Raw genomic sequence first — 18,229 nt, 5'->3', positions numbered from 1 at the left:
AACGAGGGTATTTTGATTTTGGTTCAAAAAACTAACTTAATTTTGGTAGTTGGTCGAAATTATTTCTTTTCCCTAACCAAAATTTCATCGATCATACCGTATTCCAAAGCTGCATCGGCCTTCATCCAGTAATCTCTATCACTATCGTCGTGTACTTTTTCAACTTTTTGCCCGGAGTGTTTTGCTATAATTTGATATAGTTCATCTTTGAGTTTAAGTATTTCCTTGGCGGTTATTTCTATATCACTAGCCTGGCCTTGAGCTCCTCCCATAGGCTGGTGAATCATAACTCTTGAATGTTCCAAACCACTTCGCTTTCCTTTTTCTCCAGCGCACAGTAGAACAGCACCCATAGAGGCTGCCATACCGGTACATATGGTGGCAACATCAGGATTTATAAATTGCATGGTATCGTAAATGCCAAGACCTGCATAAACACTTCCTCCTGGGGAATTGATATATATCTGAATATCTTTTGAGGCATCAACGCTAGCCAAGAACAATAACTGAGCCTGTACAATATTAGCTACCTGATCATTGATTCCGGTGCCGAGAAATATAATACGGTCCATCATAAGCCTAGAGTATACATCCATGGCTATAACGTTCATTTGTCTTTCTTCAATGATGTTCGGCGTCATGTTGGTCGGGTACATGCTACTCATGATGTTGTCATAGTACGTACTGCTGATACCTTGATGTTTTATGGCGTAATTCTTAAATTCTTTTCCGTAGTCCATAAATAGTTAATCGATTTTAGTGGTAAAAAAAGGTGCCGAAAAAGTGTTTTCCCGGCACCGTAAAGATACTTAATTTATTGTTTGGATACTATCCATTAACTTCTTTGATGAAGTTTTCATACGTAACTTCCTTGGTCTTTAGGTTCGCCTTTTCCTTATAAAGACTAAGAAGTTTTTGGCTCATCAATTGTTCAGATAAACGTTTTACCTCGTCCTGGTTGCCTAAAACTCTAGCTGCTATATTGTCCAGTTCTTCTTCTTGGGGATCAAGCTGGCCAAACTGTGCCATTTGGGATTTTATAAATCCTTTGGCAAACTCCTTAAGTTCGTCAAACTGAACTTGAAGATTGTTGTCGTTGATGACCTTACCTTCAATGAGTTGATAACGAAGTCCTTTTTCAGATTTTTGGTATTCTTCCGCAGCCTCCTCTTCGGATAACTCCTTTTCACCGGTCACCTGTATCCATTTGGTCAAAAATCCTGCCGGTAGATCAAACTTTGTATTTTCAATAAAATATTCGGTTACATCGTTAAGCAATTTTTGATCCGCTTGCTGCTCAAATTGTTTTTCGGAATCTTCAATAATACGTTCTCTAAGCTCTTTCTCAGATTTTACGGCATCCTTTCCAAAGAGCTTGTCAAAAAGTTCTTGATTTAATTCTGCTGGCTCTCTTTCGTTTATCTCCGTAATCGTAAAAGAAACTTCGATATTCAATTTTTCTGCTTTTTCTTTAGAAATACCTAGGATACTTCCCAGTAAATATTCCTCCTTGACCAAGCCTTTGGTCTTTAAGGTGACCGTATCTCCGACTTTTTTGCCAACTAGACTTTCTATGGCTTTTTTACTTTTTAGTTTATCTAACTCTAAAAGCGTTTGGTTGTCTATTTCTTCTGCTTCATTAAAGAACTTGCCCGATACTTCATCGGTTTTACCGACGACCTCCTTGCTAACCAATTTTCCGTATTGTTTCTGAATGCGTTCCACTTGCTCCGTCACCATTTTTTTGTCAGCAACTATTTTGTAGTGCGTTATGGCTTTTTTAGTCTTTAGGGGAACTTCAAAATTCGGTGCTAAACCTAGTTCAAATTCAAAGTCAAGTTCTTCTTGGTCCCAGTCAAAGCTGTCTTGTTGCTTTGGTAACGGATTACCAAGAACATCTAGCTTTTCTTCTGTAAGGTATTTGTTCAAATTGTCTTGAAGCAATTTGTTCACTTCGTCAACTAAAACAGCTTTACCGTACTGCTTTTTAATTAGGCCCATAGGAACCTGTCCTTTTCTAAAGCCAGGAATATTAGCCTGTTTTTTATAATCTTTAAGGATGGTATCTACTTTATCTTGATAGTCTTCCTTTGTAATAGCAACTTTAACAACAGCGTTTAAATCGTCTATCTGTTCTTTTGTAATATTCATTCCTTATTTTCTTATGTCCTTATATAAAATGGGATGCAAAATTACTATAATTTAGACTGTTCGCCAAGTTTTTAAGGGGTTGAATTTCAAAAGCTAAGTCCATCTTTACTTGTCCTCCTTGAGGAGCGAATACAATATGGATTGTAGAAAGGAGAGCAGAAGGCTGAAAAGGAGGGCCCACCAAATATTCCCCACACTAAAACCTGCTACTAGGGCATCGGCCAAAAGAATGATAATGGCATTGATGATCAACAGAAAAAGTCCGAACGTGACTATCGTTACCGGTAGGGTCAGAATAACTAAAATGGGCTTTACCAAGAAATTCAACAAACTCAGTATTATCGCAACAATAATAGCGGTAACATAGGAGTCTACCGATACATTGGGTAGAATATTTGCCAAAAGGATTACTGCTAAAGCACTTAATAAAATTCGCAATATAAGTTTCATTAGTTTTTGTGTTTATAGGTTGTTTTAGAATTAATGAGCTATAGCGGGTACAGCAGAGCTCCTTTTAAATGTAATCAATTTTTGTTTGTCTTTGTCCTTTGACAATTACAAAGCCAAGTTAGCATTTAAGCAAAAGCCTATTAGGATGCCAAGAAATGTAGCGATTTAGACAAGAATTCCTTTGGGTTTTCTGCATGTAGCCAGTGTCCGGCATTGGCTATCGTTTCCATTTGAGCCAAAGGAAAATGCGTTTTTATTCGAGACAGGTCACTATCGGTTACATATTCGGATTTACTTCCTTTTAGAAATAATGTAGGCCCGGCGTAGCTATCCGTGCTATTGATGTTCTCCCCAACTTCTTCCATCTTATGGCTTAGAACGGGCAGGTTAAACCTGAAAGACAGTTTTTTTTCACTGTTCCAATACAAGTTTTTTAAGAGAAATTGCCGTATTCCAAAATTAGATATGTGCTTCTGAAGTTCATCATCTGCTTCCTTTCGCGAAGTGAGTACAGATAAATCAATTTTATTAAGGCCATCTATTATTTCGTGATGGTGGGGAGGGTAAAATTTTGGGGCAATATCCGCAACCAATAGCTTTTCCGTTTTACCAGGATAATCACAGGCGAATTGCATTGCCGTTTTGCCGCCCATAGAATGTCCTATTAATAGCGTACGCCCCATATTTTTGGACTCTAGATAATCGTTCAGGTCTTTGGCTAAAAAATCATAATTAAAATCTTCGGAATGAAAGCTCTTGCCATGATTGCGTTGGTCTATGAGATGCACTTCCATACCACTGTCCGCATAGGCCATTCCCAAGGTCTTCCAGTTATCGGACATTCCCAGAAAGCCATGAAGAATGCACAATGGTTTTCCGGAACCTAATATTTTTGAATGTAGTATTTCTCTCATTTCAATTTGTTCAGATACATATTTACCACATTGTCCAAGCCCAAGTAAATTGCTTCACATATTAAGGCATGCCCTATGGAAACCTCTAAAAGATTAGGTATATGTGTTTTAAAGTATAGGATGTTTTCTAGACTAAGGTCATGACCGGCATTTATACCGATACCGATTTCGTTGGCGGTTAGCGCCGCTTCCACAAAAGGTTGTATGGCTTTCTCTTTATCCGAGGTGAATTGCGAGGCATAGCTCTCGGTGTAGAGTTCAATGCGGTCCGCCCCAACATTTTGAGCACCTTTTACCATTGCGCTATCCGGGTCTACGAAAATAGAGGATCTAATCCCTGCTTTTTTAAAGGTGCCGATAACATCTTTTAAAAAGCTTTCGTTCTTAACGGTATCCCACCCGGCGTTTGATGTTATTGCGTCTACGGCATCCGGTACTAAGGTTACCTGTGTTGGTTTTACTTCCAAGACCAGGTCAATAAACTTTGGATTAGGATTACCTTCAATATTGTACTCCGTGGTGACTATATTTTTAAGGTCTCTAGCATCTTGATATCGAATATGACGTTCGTCCGGTCGTGGATGAATAGTAATTCCTTGAGCGCCAAATCGTTCTATATCCGCTGCGACTTTTAGAAGGTCAGGTACATTGCCGCCACGGGCATTACGGAGAGTTGCAATTTTATTTATGTTTACACTGAGCTTTGTCATCGGGTCATTTTAGTTTCAAAAACGTTCCAAAAATACGAATTAGGCATGCCTTTTGATATTAATAATTACTATTTTGCGTTATAATTTAACTCATGCAGATTCAAAGCCACATAATAAAGAATATACCTGAATTCAAGATTGGAGATTCCTTTGGAAAAGTTTTGGATTTTTTCAAGGAGAACACGTATTCGCACATCGCCATTACGGAGAAAAATCGATTCTTGGGTGTATTTTCGGAAAATGATGTAGAGATTATCGATGCGGCTGCAAAAATCGAATCGTACCGATACGATTTGGAGACCTTCTTTGTTAGGAAGAATACCAATTGGCTAGACGTACTAGAAGCCTTTGCAAGAAATGAAGCAAACTTGCTACCAATTTTAGACGAGAACGAAGAGATAATAGGATATTACGATTTAACGGATATTGTTTCCGTTTTTATCGACACTCCTTTTTTTACGGACCCAGGGAATATCCTGGTCGTGGCCAAAGGACTGAAAGACTATTCATTTAGTGAAATAGCTCAGATCGTTGAAAGTAATAATGCCAAGTTTATTGGTGGTTTAATAACCGATATACAGAATGATGTCGTTCAAATAACCATTAAGATAAGTACCACTAATTTTAATGACGTAGTGCAAACTTTTAGACGCTACAACTACAATATTATCTTCGGTAATAGTGACGACCAATTTTTGGAAGATTTGAAACAGCGTTCAGATTATTTGGATAAATTTTTAAACGTTTAGCATGAAAGTTGCCATTTACGGTCAAACATATCATGAGCAAGTCATTGATTTTTTACTGGAACTTTTAGACGAACTGCAAAAAGAAAGTGCGGAAGTCGTTATAGAAAAGGAATTTTACAATCACTACCTATTAAAGGGGAATACCCTCAATTTTCCAACATTTACCGAATCTGCTGGCCTTGACGGTTCCTTTGATATGTTCGTAAGTTTTGGCGGAGATGGTACCATTCTAAGGGCCACCACTTTTGTAAAGGACATGGGAATTCCCATTGTGGGAGTAAACACAGGTCGGTTGGGGTTTTTATCCACCTTTAAAAAAGAAGATGTAAGGAAAGTGGTTCGTGAATTTGTTGCCGGTGCCTATACCATAGTAGAAAGAAGCCTTGTTCAATTAAATACAAAGCATCTAGATGCAGAATTTGGTGACCTTAATTTTGCACTCAACGAGATTACGGTAAGTAGAAAGGATACCACTTCCATGATTACAGTAGAAACCTATTTAAATGACGAATACCTTACCTCTTATTGGGCAGACGGTCTTATTATTGCCACGCCCACAGGGTCAACTGGGTATTCTTTGAGCTGCGGAGGCCCGGTAATCGTACCCACGGCCAAGTCATTGGTGTTAACTCCTATTGCGCCTCACAATCTTAATGCGAGGCCATTGGTAATTTCAGACGAGACGAGTATTCGGCTTAAAGTTTCGGGTAGGGAAGAGAATCATCTGGTTTCTTTAGATTCTAGAATAGCTTCCCTTGAAAATGGTCAAGAAATTACTATTAAGAAGGCCCCTTTTTCAATTAAGATGATTGAATATACTTCGGAGAGCTTTCTAAAAACCCTCAGAAATAAGCTTTTGTGGGGTGAGGACAAAAGAAATTGAACCTCAAATGAAACAATAAATACCTTCAAAAGCTGTTTATCTTGTGAGAACATAAGTAGGGTTGCACACCTTTGTAAACGATGAAGATGGACCTATTTATTGAAAATAGTAACGTATGTGGCGAATTGGTTTATTAGTGCTTTTTTTTAGCTCCCTGAGTTTGAAGGGTCAAACTTATGAGGTGGGGCTCTTTGCCGGTGGCGCTAATACAATTAGTGATGTAGGGCGTACCAATTACATTTTGCCATCGGATATTGCGTTTGGAGGTATTTTTAAGTGGAACAAAAGCAAGAGGTATGCGTGGAGGGGTAGTGTTATGTACGGTAAGTTCACTGCGGACGATACCAAATCTAGCTCTTCTGCAAGACAACAAAGAGGTTATGTGGTGGATAACTCCATACTCGAAGGTTCTTTAGGTCTAGAATTTAACTTTGTGGAGTACAACCTGCATAAATTGGGCCCGGCATTTACACCGTATCTTTATACAGGGGTAACCTATTTTAGGTATGATTTTGAATATTTTAATGGTACGGTGTTACAGGAAACTTCGCAGAGAGATGGTTCGTTTGCGATACCAATGACGGCCGGTTTTAAGTATCGTATCAATCAGTTTCTTATTTTTGGGGCAGAAATTGGTGCCCGATATACGTTTACGGATAATTTAGATGCCAGTAATCCTGCAGGCTCCAATTTTGAACAGTTCCGTTTTGGGAATATTTTTAGTGATGATTGGTATGTGTTCTCCGGGGTTACCTTAACCTATACTTTTGGGAGAAAGCTTTGTACCGATTGTTTTGAGTAGCAAAGTAAATGGATAAAATAGAAGAATTAGTCAATCACAATTTACCAAAACATCTGGCCATAATAATGGACGGTAATGGCAGATGGGCCAAGCAACAAGGTAAACATCGCGTTTTTGGTCATGAGCACGGCGTAAAAACCGTAAGGTCTACCGTTGAAAATTGTGTGAAGATAGGAATTGAGTACCTTACTTTATACACGTTTTCTACAGAGAACTGGAACAGACCCAAGATAGAAATACAGACTTTAATGCGGCTCTTGGTATCTTCACTTAAAAAAGAACTTAAAACTTTTAACAAAAACAACGTTCGTCTCAATACCATCGGGAACATTTCTGCACTGCCGGAAAAAGCTTATAAAGAGTTGTTGGAGGTGATGGATAAAACAAAGGATAATACAGGGATGACCCTGACATTGGCCTTAAGTTATGGCTCTCGAGAAGAGCTGCAATCCGCTGTTAAGGCAATTGCGGTCAAAGTTAAAAATAATATAATTTCAGCTGAAAATATTGATGAAACCATTATAAATAACCATCTTTACACGCATAATTTGCCAGACGTAGACTTGCTTATCCGTACTAGTGGAGAACATCGGATCAGCAATTTTTTATTATGGCAGATAGCATACGCAGAATTATATTTTATTGACGTATTTTGGCCCGATTTTAGTGAGCACCATTTGGTGAAGGCTATAAAGAATTACCAGAACAGAGAACGACGATTTGGAAAAACTAGCGAACAACTCATTTAAAGATATGACCAGGTTCATATCCTTGAACCACTTAATTACCACTCTTCTTATTTTTATTTCAATTAATACCTTCTCACAAGACCTGTCTTATGAAGATGGTAAAAAATATATTTTAGGAGGGCTAGAGGTCACCGGGCTGGTAAGTTATAACGAACAGACGGTAAAGACCTACACAGGGCTTCGTGTGGGGCAGCCTATTACCATTCCAGGGGAACAAATAAGCGGTGTAATCAACAAGTTATGGGGTCTGGAACTGTTTAGTGGTATAGATGTTTACATTACGGACATCAAGGGGAACGATATTTTTTTAGAACTGCATATAGTTGAAAGACCCACCCTAACGGACGTTACTTTTTACGGAGTCAAAAATAGGAAGGTAGAAGAGCTAGTTAAGGATACCGATCTTAAGAAAGGAAAAAAGATTACGGAAAGCCTTATTTCAAACACCAAAAATTACCTTACTAACAAGTACAAAAAACAGGGTTATCTTAATACCAAGGTCACTATTGCCACAAAAAAAGACACTTCCGAGACCAATGCCAGAAGCATGGTGGTGAATATAAAAAAAGGGGACAAGGTTAAGATAAAGGATATTGTCTTCGAGGGTAATGAAGAGTTGTCAGATAAAAAACTTCGTAAAGCTCTAAAAAACACCAAGAAAAAACGCTTGGGTCGGTTCTGGAAGAAATCAAAATTCATCAAAAAAGATTACGAGGAAGACTTGGGCTTGCTTATAGATAAGTATGCGGAAAACGGATTTAGGGATGCGCGCGTCATATCCGACACTTTGGTAAAGGTAGATGATAATAACATCCAGCTGAACATTAAGGTAGAAGAGGGTAATAAGTACTATTTTGGTGATATCGATTTTGTGGGTAACACGGTGTATACCGATCGCCAACTGTCGCAGGTACTGGGCATTAAAAAAGGGGCCACTTATAACGGCGTTCTTTTAAGAGAGCGTATTGCAGATAATTCTAAACCTGATCCAAGCGACGTAACTAGTCTATATCAAAATAATGGATATTTGTTTTCTACGATTAATCCGGTTGAGGTATCAGCGGCAAATGATACCATTAATTTTGAAATTAGAATCATAGAGGGTAAGGAGACCTTTCTAGACCATGTTACAGTAAATGGAAACGACAAGACCAATGACCATGTTATTTTCCGTGAGCTAAGAACCAGACCAGGTCAAAAATATAATAAATCGGATATTATTCGTAGTATAAGGGAATTAGGGCAGTTAGGCTTCTTTGACGCGGAACAGATAACACCAGATGTCTTGAATGCCAATCCTAATGAAGGTACGGTTGACTTATCTTGGAATTTGGTAGAGTCCGGCTCTAGCCAAATAGAATTGCAAGGTGGTTATGGCGGTGGTGGTTTTATTGGTACCCTTGGCCTTTCTTTTAGTAATTTTTCCATACAGAATTTATTTAAGGGAGAAGCTTATAAACCGGTGCCCATGGGGGATGGACAAACCTTTGCCTTGCGTTTACAGGCAAGTAGAACCTTTAGAGTCTACAGTCTTAATTTCTCGGAACCTTGGCTTGGAGGTAAAAAACCGGTACGTTTTAACCTAAGCTTATCGCGTACACAGCAGTTTGCTGCTAGTTTTGGAGGTCGCGATGGAATCCAAGTGGACAAGAATCAGCAGTTTTCTATTACGGGTGTAACGGCAGGGCTGGCAAAGCGAGTACAATGGCCGGATGATTTTTTCACCATTTCGCATTCCTTGAGTTATCAATTATACGATTTCAGGAACTATAATATAGGTCTGTTTAATTTTGGTAATGGTAAGGCTAACGCTCTGGCCTATACTTTAGGTATTTCTAGGAATGCCACCTTAGGAGGGCGTATTTTTCCAAGAGGAGGTTCTAACTTTGAAATTACTGCTAAATTCACACCACCGTATTCCCTGTTCAGCAATAAGGACTTCAGGGCCTTGACGGATAGGAGTACAGAGCTGCAACCTATCGTGAACCAGCAAAGAACGCAGGGCATACAAACATCTCCGGAAATTACCGAACTGGAAAATGCCGACCAAGAACGCTTTCGATTATTGGAATATTACAAAATAAAGTTCAAAGGAGATTGGTATACGACCTTGGTTGATAAACTGGTCTTACGTACCAATGCAGAGTTTGGATTCTTAGGTAATTATAACAGTGATATCGGAGATGTGCCTTTTGAGCGTTTCTTCGTTGGTGGTGATGGTCTTGGGAACTTTACCCTAGATGGGCGTGATGTTGTACAGCTAAGGGGATATGACAATCAATCGTTAACACCGGTAGACCCAATTTCCCGACAACAAGAAGGAGGTATTGTGTACAATAAATTCTCTTTAGAACTTAGGTATCCGTTAACCTTAAAGCCTTCTGCATCCATTTACGGACTAGCATTTTTAGAAGGTGGTAACTCTTTCAGCAATTTTCAGCAATTTAATCCGTTTCAATTAAAACGATCGGCCGGTGTGGGGGTTCGCATATTTATGCCAGCATTTGGATTATTGGGAATAGATTTTGGATACGGGTTTGATGAAGACCTTAGACCTCAATCTGCTGGCCAAGGTCCAAGCGGATGGCAAACGCACTTCATAATTGGTCAACAGTTTTAATTTAAATTTGAAATTTTACGATTGTACCATATGCTAATCCTTTCATTTTAAAAGTTTTAGTAATTTTGGCACGATATTTTCTATTGGATTAAACGATATCAAAAATGAAGTCAAAAACAAAAGTTCTTTTATTTCTTAGTGTAGTATGCTTAAGTGTAAATTCCTTTGCCCAGAGAGGGGTTCGGATGGCTTACGTGGACATGGAATATATTTTGGAAAATGTAGAAGAGTATAGGGAGGCAAGTGAGCAATTGGATACCAAAGTGCAGAAATGGAAAGTGGAGATTGAGCAGAAGCGAAGTGTCGTTGAGCAAATGAAGAAAGATCTAATGGCCGAAAAAGTATTATTGACGGCGGAACTTATTTCAGAACGCGAGGAAGATATTCAAATTCTTGAGAAAGAGATGTTAGAATATCAACAGAACAGATTTGGACCACAGGGCGATTTGGTCCTGCAGAAACGGAGATTGATACAGCCTATACAAGATCAGGTGTTCAATGAAGTGCAGAAAATAGGTACGAATAAAAAATATGATTTTATTTTTGATAAATCAGCGGATGTCGTAATGTTGTACTCCGAAAAAAGACACGATATAAGTGAATTAGTATTGCGCCAAATCGCTAGGACTAGAAAAATAAGTAAGCCGGCAAATAAAGGAAATAAAAGAAGCCGATTAGATGATTTTGAAGGCGACGATGAAGAGTTAGAAGCAGTTGAAAGCGATGCGGTCAAAGAACGAAAGGATAAAGCTAAAGAGGCTAGTGAAGCAAGGGCCAAAACAGCCGAAGAGAAAAGAGCTGAGCAATTAAAGTTACGAGAGGAAAGAAAGAAGGCGTATGAAGAACGAAGAAAGAAGTTGTTAGAAGAAAGAGAAGCGAAGAAAAAAGAAAAGCAAGAGGAGCGCAAGAAGGACTCGGAAGAAAAAGAAAATAGTTCCGAACAATAGATTTTAAGAACCATTAATTAACACTCAAATAAAAATTAAATTTTAACTCATGAAACAAGTAAAGAAAATAGCTGTAGCCTTAATGTTGTTTGTGGTGGCGAGCAGTTTTGTAAATGCACAGAGTAAAGTTGCACATATTGATGTAACACAATTATTGGCAGCGATGCCAGAGATGAAAGCTGCTGAGGCAGAACTTAAAAAATTACAAGAAACGTACAACGCAGATATTCAGGCTTCAATGACAGAGCTACGTAACAAGTTTACGCAGTACCAGAACGAGGCGCCATCAAAGTCAAAGGAAGAGAACGATAAGAGAGCTGTAGAACTTCAAGGTTACGAGAAAAGTATCGGAGAAGCGCAACAAGCAGCGCAACAAGAATTTCAAAAGAAACAAGCAGAACTCTTTGCTCCAATTTCCGAAAAAGCAAAAGCAGCTATCGAAAAAGTTGCGGCCGCTCAAGGTTACGACTATGTAATAGATGCGCAAGCCGGTGGAGGATTGATCGTAGCGAAAGGTAAAGACCTTTTGGCGGATGTAAAGACTGCATTAGGATTCTAGTAAGAAATATCATTTCAAACAAATAAAAAACCATTCTTTAATAGGATGGTTTTTTTATGGAAGCAATTTACTTTTAATTTTTTGCCAACGTAGTTTCCTTATAAATCTTCCTTCATTTAGAGATACCATAAAGGAAATTTTTTCTTTTTTGGCTTCAAAATATCCGTACATGTTGTCAAAAAAAATGACACTCTTTCGCTGTTTTATCGCCATTTTTAATGAAGCTATCAGCGTTATGAGAAAGCCATAACGCATCGTATACATGGCCCTGCCTTGAAGATATCTTGCTTTTGGATTATAGGCTTTTCCAGTGGGTCTTAGGTGTTTTACCTTTAAAGTCTCGTCGGTGACAATGAAATACCCGTGATACTGCGCTAACAACTCGTCTACCGTATCCCATCCCATTTCTGTTTTAAGTCCGCCTATGGCTTCAAAGCAGCTTTTGGAATATGCCTTAAAAGCTCCCCGAACATGGTCCTTGTCCATGGTATGGTTCAATATCCACGTTCCATTACTGTCTTTTTCATAAATAAACCCGCCTGCGATGCCTACATCCGGCCTGCCCTTGAAAATATAGGCAATTCGTTCAAAATAATTATCAGGAAGAATAAGGTCGGCATCTAGCTTAACGATAAAATCAAAATCATCATCTAGTTCTTGAAGCCCTTTATTAAACGCCTTAATGACCTTACTACCGGGTAGGTGTTCTTCAGAAGAATGGGTATTTATCTTAAGAAGGGTAGTCGTCTTACTTATGAATTCATCAATTATCCGCTCCGTAGTATCCGTAGAGTTGTCATTAACAATAACCACCTTCTTTGGTTGTAAGGTCTGGCGAAATAAGGAGTCTAGGGTAAGCCTTAAAAAGGCTTCCTCATTGTGCGCCGGTATAATAACATAGTAGTTCATTTTTAGTACGGGATGTTATTCACTAGCTTTTCTAGTGGCATAGACCATATAATATCTGGGCGTAAAGGTCCTCAATAAGGGTCTTATCCCTATTTTCTTAACAGGATGTGTCCATTTCATGGCATCTTGAATCTCCCATCCCGATTTTTCCAACAGCCAATTAAATTGCCAGTCCTCAAATTCATGATAATGACGATCCCAGGGGTCCGTTTTACTCTGATAGGCTTTTGAGAACCATAAGCGTAACGGAATACTGGCTACAAGTTTGTCCGACTTAATTTCTGATAATACATTTAAAGGAGCAAGTAGGTGCTCAAAAATTTCAAAAGCGGTTACGACTGAAGCATCTGAATGCTGTACCGAGAAAAAGTTCTTGTCTAAATCTTCTCCCTTGGTGTTGCTAACCTTATAGCCTTGTTCCTGCATTAATTTGGACAAAGGGTTGGGTACACCTAAGTCTAATATTTTTTCCGTTGTACTAACGTGTTTCTGTAAGAATCGAAGTGTTTTCTTGAACCGTTTGTTAGGAAAGGTATTTTCGTACATATTACATTCGGTAAACAATTGCATTGACGTTCATTCCCGCGCCAACACTAGCAAAGATAACAACATCTCCTACTTTTAATTCTTGATTTTCAATTTTTCCTTTTCTAATCAAGTCCAATAGGGTAGGAATGGTGGCCACGGAGCTGTTCCCCAATTTCTGGATAATCATAGGCATAATTCCATCCGGCATTTCTTTGCCATATAGGGCATAAAATCTTTTGACGATAGCCTCGTCCATTTTCTCATTAGCTTGATGAATGATAATCTTTTTAACATCGTCTATAGCCACACCACTTTCTTCTAAGCAGGAGGCCATGGCTCCGGGGACATAGGTTACGGCGAATTCGTATATTTTTCTACCGAACATTTTTATGTATTTGGTATCCTCTGCCGTAGGAAGGTAGGACTTTCCGTAGAATAGAAAGTAAGCCTCTTCGTAGGTGTAGGTGGCGGTGGCGTGCGCTAAGATTTCACCACTATGGGAATCTTCTTCAATTATCGCCGCGCCGGCACCATCGGAATAGATCATGGAATCGCGATCATAGGGGTCAACTATCCGCGAAAGTGTTTCAGCGCCGATGACCAAGCATTTCTTAGCGATGCCGCTCTTAATGAAGGCATTTGCCTGTATAACGCTTTCTATCCAGCCAGGACACCCAAAAAGCATATCATAGGCTACACATTTTGGATTTTTTATGCGTAAATGATGTTTTACCCGTGTTGCCAAACTTGGAAGCATATCGCTTTGCGATTGCCCATAAGCTACATCACCAAAATTGTGGGCAAGAATGATATAGTCTATTTCTTCTTTATCCACACCGGCGTCATCAATGGCTTTTTCCGCTGCTAGAAAAGCAATATCCGAGGTATTGAGCTTTTTTGCCGCATAACGTCTTTCTGCAATTCCCGTAATGGTTTTGAACTTTTCAATGATAACGCTATTGTTATGCTTGAATTCACTTCCGTCGGCATTCAAAAACTCGTGCTGTTCAAAATCTTTGTTCTCAACGATCAGTGATGGTATATAGCTTCCTGTTCCTGTAATACCTATCTTCATTTGGTGTAGTGTTAGTTGGTACTAAGCAAGATAGGTGTAATACCGCTAATTGCTATGCATGCATAATACACTTTACGATGTCCAGAAATAAAACCATCATATTCAAGGGAATAAAAAAGTCCCCATTAATGAATGAGGACTCCTGTTATGCAGTGTTAAGCGTTGTTTTATGCTTCGGCATACGCTTCTATCGGAGTACAGGTGCAAATTAAATTCCGATCCCCAAAGGCCTCATCTGTGCGACGTACGGTTGGCCAAAATTTATTTTCAGATACATAATCCAAAGGAAAAGCGGCCAATTGACGACTGTAAGGAAAATCCCAGTTATCAGAAGTAACCATGGTCAAGGTGTGCGGTGCGTTTTTAAGTACATTGTTGCTGTCTTCAACCGAGGCGTTATCAATTTCTTTTCTAATCGATAGCATCGCTTCACAGAATCGGTCTAACTCCGAAAGGCTTTCACTTTCTGTAGGTTCTATCATCATAGTGCCTGCCACTGGAAACGAAACTGTTGGCGCATGAAACCCGTAGTCCATTAATCGCTTAGCAATGTCCGTTACCTCAATACCGTTCGTTTTAAAAGGACGACAATCTATAATCATTTCATGGGCCGCCCTGCCTTTCTCACCGGTATAGAGTACATCATAGGCGCCGTTAAGACGTTCCTTTATGTAATTGGCACTTAATATGGAATATCGTGTTGCATCCGTAACCCCTGAAGCCCCCAGCATTTTTATGTAGCCGTAAGAAATAAGGCAAGCCAATGCGCTACCCCATGGTGCCCCTGATATTGCCGTAATGGCATTTGCACCACCCGTTTTTACGACGGGGTTAGAGGGTAGAAATGGTTTTAGCTGTTCGGCCACGCAAATAGGTCCTACTCCAGGACCTCCACCACCGTGAGGTATGGCAAAGGTTTTGTGAAGATTCAAGTGGCATACATCGGCACCGATAGTTGCAGGATTAGTTAAGCCTACCTGAGCGTTCATATTTGCCCCGTCCATGTATACTTGTCCGCCATGGTCGTGTATCAAAGAAGTGATATATTTTATAGAGGATTCAAAAACGCCATGTGTTGATGGGTACGTTACCATCAGGGCCGCTAAATTTTCAGAATGTTCTTTTACCTTCTCTTCCAAGTCAATGACATCAATATTACCATGCTCATCGGTTTTAGTAACGATTACCTTCATGCCCGCCATCACCGCTGATGCGGGATTTGTACCATGTGCAGATGCAGGAATAATACATATATCGCGATGGTGGTCGTTTCTGGAATGGTGATAGGCCCTAATGGTCATCAACCCGGCGTATTCTCCTTGAGCCCCAGAATTTGGCTGTAGCGAAGTTGCAGCAAAACCGGTAATGATATTTAATTGTTCTTCAAGCTCTTTAAGTACTAATTGATACCCTTTGGCTTGGTCTAAGGGTGCAAAGGGATGAATATTACCCCAATTGGCCCAGCTAAGCGGTAACATCTCAGAGGCTGCATTCAATTTCATGGTGCAACTTCCCAACGAAATCATGGAATGGTTTAAGGCCAAATCCTTACGCTCTAGTTTTTTGATGTAACGCATCAAATCAGTTTCGGAGTGATAGGTGTTAAAAACGGGTTGTTGTAAGAAACTAGATTTACGTGCTAATGAGGCCGTGATAATTTCGTCAAGGTCTTCTTCTTTGGAAGTATCATCATTAATACCTTGTGATTCCAAAAAACATAGGATCAAAGGTCGAATATCTTTTTCTGAAAAAGCCTCGTTTATGGAAATGGAAACCGTTTCTTCATCAATATAATTGATGTTAATCTTCTTGGATTCCGTTATGGTACGTAAAGATTTTACATTTTGAGCCTTGATCCGTATGGTGTCAAAGAAACAGGTATTTACTTGTTCAAATCCGTGAGCAGTAAGCTTTTTGGCTATGATTTTAGTGTAATTATGTATTTTATTGGCAATATAGATCAAGCCTTTTGGGCCATGATATACGGCGTACAAGCCAGCCATAACCGCCAACAGGACTTGTGCGGTACAGATGTTAGATGTTGCCTTGTCCCTCTTAATATGCTGCTCCCTTGTCTGCAAAGCCATTCTCAAAGCTCGGTTCCCATCCGTGTCCTTGGTTACTCCAATAATACGTCCCGGGATGTTTCGCTTGTAGTTTTCTTTAGTAGCGAAAAAGGCTGCATGGGGACCGCCGTACCCTAGAGGAATTCCAAAACGTTGCGTGGTGCCTACAACAACGTCTACACCCCACTCACCGGGAGGAGTTAAAACCGTAAGACTTAATATGTCCGCAGCAACAGCTACTTTGATATCGTTCGCTTTCGCTTTTTCTACAAAAGAAGAATAATCGTTTACTTGTCCATATTTGCCAGGGTACTGAAGAATTGCGCCAAAATACTCACTTGAGAATTCAAAATTTGCGGGAGTATCCAACACCAATTCAATATTCAAAGGTGTAGCACGGGTTTTTAAAAGACTCAAGGTCTGTGGTAGTATTTCATCTGAGACAAAGAACTTAAGCACACCGTCCTTTTTCTGCCCTCTGCTTCTTAAATCGAACAACATGGTCATGGCTTCGGCCGCAGCTGTACTCTCATCCAAAAGAGAAGCATTTGCCACTTCCATTCCAGTAAGGTCACACACCATGGTCTGGTAATTTAAGAGGGCTTCCAACCGTCCTTGGGCAATTTCTGCCTGGTATGGAGTGTAAGCGGTGTACCAACCTGGGCTTTCTAAAATATTCCTTTTTATGACGGATGGTGTAATACTTTCATTGTAGCCTAGACCTATGTACGATTTAAAAACCTTGTTCTGGTTGGACAGATTTTCTAATAGACCTAAGAATTCATATTCGCTTATCGCGGGTGGTAAATTTAGACTTTCCTTTAAACGAATATCATGAGGAATCGTTTGATCAATTAGTTCATCTAAATCCTTTACCCCAACTACAGAGCACATTTTTTCTAAATCTTCTTCACGGATGCCAATATGGCGCGATGCAAACACGTCGGTCTTCATAATTTTATTCGAATTAGTCGCACAAAATTAGCGATTTATTCCATGGAAAAATGTCCTTTTTATCGCCTTTGAGCGAAAGTTTTTAACCAAAATCCATGGTTATAAACAGTTTGGCTACTTTTGTTTAATGAAGCTTTGGAGGCGATTTTTCAACTTTTATCTAGATGCTAGTATTCATGTGGCCTTGGCGGTATTTTCCTTAGTTTATGTAACGGGGATTACCTTAAACATTCCCATAGATTTTAACCTCTCTTGTTTTATATTTTTCGGAACTATAGTCTGTTATAATTTCATTAAATACGGTGTAGAGGCGTCTAAGTATGTTTTAGTTGCGAATCCGTACCACAAAAATATTCAAATACTCAGTTTTTTAGCTGGTGCTGGAGCGCTTTATCATGCATTTTTCTTGAATGAACATGCTTGGTATTTGCTGTTTTTTTTGAGTTTTATGATACTGCTATATGCGCTACCGCTATTGCCCAGTGCAAAAAATCTCAGGTCTTTAGGGGGTTTAAAGATTTTTGTGGTTGCCGTGGTATGGGCCATGGCTACGGTGCTATTACCTTATTTTTCGGTGAACGAAGGGGTTTCATGGGACGCCATAGTGGAAACTGTACAACGTTTTTTACTGGTGCTAATATTATTAATACCCTTTGAAATCAGGGATTTAAAATATGATAGTCCAACCCTGAAGACCTTACCGCAGCGTTATGGGGTGGCCAACACTAAAATAATAGGCGCTTTTTTAACTCTTGTGTTTTTCTTTATAACCTTTTTCAAGGACGATATCAATAGGAATGAACTTTTGGTGAAAGGAGTATTATTTTTGGGCTTGGGTTGTTTAATGTATACTACAAAAAGAAACCAAACCAAGTACTACGCCTCTTTTTGGGTAGAAGCAGTCCCCATTCTTTGGCTTGTAATTCTTTTATTTATGGAGAAACGGCTTAGTCTTGTTTAGCCAGCTGCTGTTTCATTTTTAGCTTTTCTTGTTCGGATAAGCTTTGGAGTTCAGCTTTTTGGCACAACGAAGTAAACTGGGTGTTACGGCTACTATGCGTTGAACAAGTTTTACACATAAAAAGATGAAATTTAAGTTTCATCTTCTCCATAAATGTTGCCTCTCTATATTGAGTTTTGTCACAAATATGAACGGCTTTTTC

17 protein-coding genes are annotated in these 18,229 nt (G+C 39.3%); 8 read left to right on the top strand and 9 right to left on the bottom strand.

Annotation, left to right across the window (positions count from 1 at the left end; all coding sequences use genetic code 11):
• Nucleotides 1-59 precede the first annotated feature (59 nt).
• The 5 genes from clpP to EJ994_RS09545 all read right to left on the bottom strand — a co-directional run bounded on the left by clpP (nt 60) and on the right by EJ994_RS09545 (nt 4,225).
• Nucleotides 60-740, bottom strand: coding sequence for an ATP-dependent Clp endopeptidase proteolytic subunit ClpP (gene clpP, locus EJ994_RS09565; RefSeq protein WP_126592229.1), 681 nt, complete (start codon nt 738-740; stop codon nt 60-62).
• 88 nt (nt 741-828) lie between these two features.
• Nucleotides 829-2,151: a trigger factor gene (gene tig, locus EJ994_RS09560; RefSeq protein WP_126592228.1), complete on the bottom strand. Its 1,323-nt coding sequence runs from the start codon at nt 2,149-2,151 to the stop codon at nt 829-831.
• Nucleotides 2,152-2,256: 105 nt separating this feature from the next.
• Nucleotides 2,257-2,601 (bottom strand): phage holin family protein, encoded by a 345-nt coding sequence (locus EJ994_RS09555; RefSeq protein ID WP_126592227.1) that lies wholly within the window; start codon nt 2,599-2,601, stop codon nt 2,257-2,259.
• A gap of 140 nt (nt 2,602-2,741) precedes the next feature.
• Nucleotides 2,742-3,515 carry an alpha/beta fold hydrolase gene (locus tag EJ994_RS09550; RefSeq protein WP_126592226.1) on the bottom strand — a complete coding sequence of 258 codons (774 nt, stop codon included), beginning with the start codon at nt 3,513-3,515 and terminating at the stop codon, nt 2,742-2,744.
• Complete coding sequence (locus tag EJ994_RS09545; RefSeq protein ID WP_126592225.1) at nt 3,512-4,225, bottom strand: pyridoxine 5'-phosphate synthase; 714 nt, start codon at nt 4,223-4,225, stop codon at nt 3,512-3,514. The genes EJ994_RS09550 and EJ994_RS09545 overlap by 4 nt, the downstream gene beginning before the upstream one ends.
• A gap of 92 nt (nt 4,226-4,317) precedes the next feature.
• Between EJ994_RS09545 and EJ994_RS09540 the strand changes: the two genes are divergently transcribed.
• The 7 genes from EJ994_RS09540 to EJ994_RS09510 all read left to right on the top strand — a co-directional run bounded on the left by EJ994_RS09540 (nt 4,318) and on the right by EJ994_RS09510 (nt 11,534).
• Nucleotides 4,318-4,974, top strand: a complete 657-nt coding sequence (locus tag EJ994_RS09540) for a CBS domain-containing protein (RefSeq protein ID WP_126592224.1) — start codon at nt 4,318-4,320, stop codon at nt 4,972-4,974.
• A gap of 1 nt (nt 4,975) precedes the next feature.
• On the top strand, nt 4,976-5,857 hold the full coding sequence (locus EJ994_RS09535; protein WP_126592223.1) for an NAD kinase: 882 nt from the start codon (nt 4,976-4,978) through the stop codon (nt 5,855-5,857).
• Nucleotides 5,858-5,972: 115 nt separating this feature from the next.
• Nucleotides 5,973-6,659 (top strand): DUF6089 family protein, encoded by a 687-nt coding sequence (locus EJ994_RS09530; protein WP_126592222.1) that lies wholly within the window; start codon nt 5,973-5,975, stop codon nt 6,657-6,659.
• Between the two features lie 8 nt (nt 6,660-6,667).
• Nucleotides 6,668-7,408, top strand: coding sequence for an isoprenyl transferase (locus EJ994_RS09525; protein ID WP_126592221.1), 741 nt, complete (start codon nt 6,668-6,670; stop codon nt 7,406-7,408).
• 4 nt (nt 7,409-7,412) lie between these two features.
• The gene (locus EJ994_RS09520; RefSeq protein ID WP_126592220.1) at nt 7,413-10,028 is read left to right on the top strand and encodes an outer membrane protein assembly factor; all 2,616 of its coding nucleotides are present in this window, start codon (nt 7,413-7,415) and stop codon (nt 10,026-10,028) included.
• Between the two features lie 104 nt (nt 10,029-10,132).
• Entirely contained in the window at nt 10,133-10,975 is an 843-nt protein-coding gene (locus EJ994_RS09515) for an OmpH family outer membrane protein (protein ID WP_126592219.1), read from the top strand.
• Nucleotides 10,976-11,024: 49 nt separating this feature from the next.
• A complete protein-coding gene (locus EJ994_RS09510; protein WP_126592218.1) occupies nt 11,025-11,534 on the top strand; it encodes an OmpH family outer membrane protein in 510 nt (169 codons plus the stop codon).
• Between the two features lie 54 nt (nt 11,535-11,588).
• Here the strand turns inward: EJ994_RS09510 and EJ994_RS09505 are convergent, their stop codons facing one another.
• From EJ994_RS09505 to gcvP, 4 genes are all read right to left on the bottom strand, one after another.
• Nucleotides 11,589-12,443 (bottom strand): glycosyltransferase, encoded by an 855-nt coding sequence (locus tag EJ994_RS09505; RefSeq protein WP_126592217.1) that lies wholly within the window; start codon nt 12,441-12,443, stop codon nt 11,589-11,591.
• 15 nt (nt 12,444-12,458) lie between these two features.
• Nucleotides 12,459-12,989, bottom strand: a complete 531-nt coding sequence (locus tag EJ994_RS09500) for a methyltransferase (RefSeq protein ID WP_126592216.1) — start codon at nt 12,987-12,989, stop codon at nt 12,459-12,461.
• Nucleotide 12,990: 1 nt separating this feature from the next.
• Nucleotides 12,991-14,046, bottom strand: coding sequence for a 3-oxoacyl-ACP synthase III family protein (locus EJ994_RS09495; RefSeq protein ID WP_126592215.1), 1,056 nt, complete (start codon nt 14,044-14,046; stop codon nt 12,991-12,993).
• Nucleotides 14,047-14,213: 167 nt separating this feature from the next.
• Complete coding sequence (gene gcvP / locus EJ994_RS09490) at nt 14,214-17,066, bottom strand: aminomethyl-transferring glycine dehydrogenase (RefSeq protein ID WP_126592214.1); 2,853 nt, start codon at nt 17,064-17,066, stop codon at nt 14,214-14,216.
• A 127-nt stretch (nt 17,067-17,193) separates the two neighbouring features.
• Here gcvP and EJ994_RS09485 point away from each other — a divergent pair, with 127 nt between their 5' ends.
• Complete coding sequence (locus EJ994_RS09485; protein ID WP_126592213.1) at nt 17,194-18,027, top strand: hypothetical protein; 834 nt, start codon at nt 17,194-17,196, stop codon at nt 18,025-18,027.
• The last annotated feature ends 202 nt before the right edge of the window (nt 18,028-18,229 follow it).

The sequence above is a fragment of the Maribacter sp. MJ134 genome (genome assembly GCF_003970695.1).
GTDB lineage: Bacteria > Bacteroidota > Bacteroidia > Flavobacteriales > Flavobacteriaceae > Maribacter.
Note: the sequence above shows the minus strand (reverse complement) of the source record. Positions and strands in the feature narration are given on the sequence as shown.

What these genes read in the sequence shown, in the direction of transcription:
- clpP (WP_126592229.1), bottom strand. Translation starts at nt 740, where the DNA reads ATGGACTACGGAAAAGAATTTAAGAATTACGCCATAAAACATCAAGGT.
- tig (WP_126592228.1), bottom strand. Translation starts at nt 2,151, where the DNA reads ATGAATATTACAAAAGAACAGATAGACGATTTAAACGCTGTTGTTAAA.
- EJ994_RS09555 (WP_126592227.1), bottom strand. Translation starts at nt 2,601, where the DNA reads ATGAAACTTATATTGCGAATTTTATTAAGTGCTTTAGCAGTAATCCTT.
- EJ994_RS09550 (WP_126592226.1), bottom strand. Translation starts at nt 3,515, where the DNA reads ATGAGAGAAATACTACATTCAAAAATATTAGGTTCCGGAAAACCATTG.
- EJ994_RS09545 (WP_126592225.1), bottom strand. Translation starts at nt 4,225, where the DNA reads ATGACAAAGCTCAGTGTAAACATAAATAAAATTGCAACTCTCCGTAAT.
- EJ994_RS09540 (WP_126592224.1), top strand. Translation starts at nt 4,318, where the DNA reads ATGCAGATTCAAAGCCACATAATAAAGAATATACCTGAATTCAAGATT.
- EJ994_RS09535 (WP_126592223.1), top strand. Translation starts at nt 4,976, where the DNA reads ATGAAAGTTGCCATTTACGGTCAAACATATCATGAGCAAGTCATTGAT.
- EJ994_RS09530 (WP_126592222.1), top strand. Translation starts at nt 5,973, where the DNA reads ATGTGGCGAATTGGTTTATTAGTGCTTTTTTTTAGCTCCCTGAGTTTG.
- EJ994_RS09525 (WP_126592221.1), top strand. Translation starts at nt 6,668, where the DNA reads ATGGATAAAATAGAAGAATTAGTCAATCACAATTTACCAAAACATCTG.
- EJ994_RS09520 (WP_126592220.1), top strand. Translation starts at nt 7,413, where the DNA reads ATGACCAGGTTCATATCCTTGAACCACTTAATTACCACTCTTCTTATT.
- EJ994_RS09515 (WP_126592219.1), top strand. Translation starts at nt 10,133, where the DNA reads ATGAAGTCAAAAACAAAAGTTCTTTTATTTCTTAGTGTAGTATGCTTA.
- EJ994_RS09510 (WP_126592218.1), top strand. Translation starts at nt 11,025, where the DNA reads ATGAAACAAGTAAAGAAAATAGCTGTAGCCTTAATGTTGTTTGTGGTG.
- EJ994_RS09505 (WP_126592217.1), bottom strand. Translation starts at nt 12,443, where the DNA reads ATGAACTACTATGTTATTATACCGGCGCACAATGAGGAAGCCTTTTTA.
- EJ994_RS09500 (WP_126592216.1), bottom strand. Translation starts at nt 12,989, where the DNA reads ATGTACGAAAATACCTTTCCTAACAAACGGTTCAAGAAAACACTTCGA.
- EJ994_RS09495 (WP_126592215.1), bottom strand. Translation starts at nt 14,046, where the DNA reads ATGAAGATAGGTATTACAGGAACAGGAAGCTATATACCATCACTGATC.
- gcvP (WP_126592214.1), bottom strand. Translation starts at nt 17,066, where the DNA reads ATGAAGACCGACGTGTTTGCATCGCGCCATATTGGCATCCGTGAAGAA.
- EJ994_RS09485 (WP_126592213.1), top strand. Translation starts at nt 17,194, where the DNA reads ATGAAGCTTTGGAGGCGATTTTTCAACTTTTATCTAGATGCTAGTATT.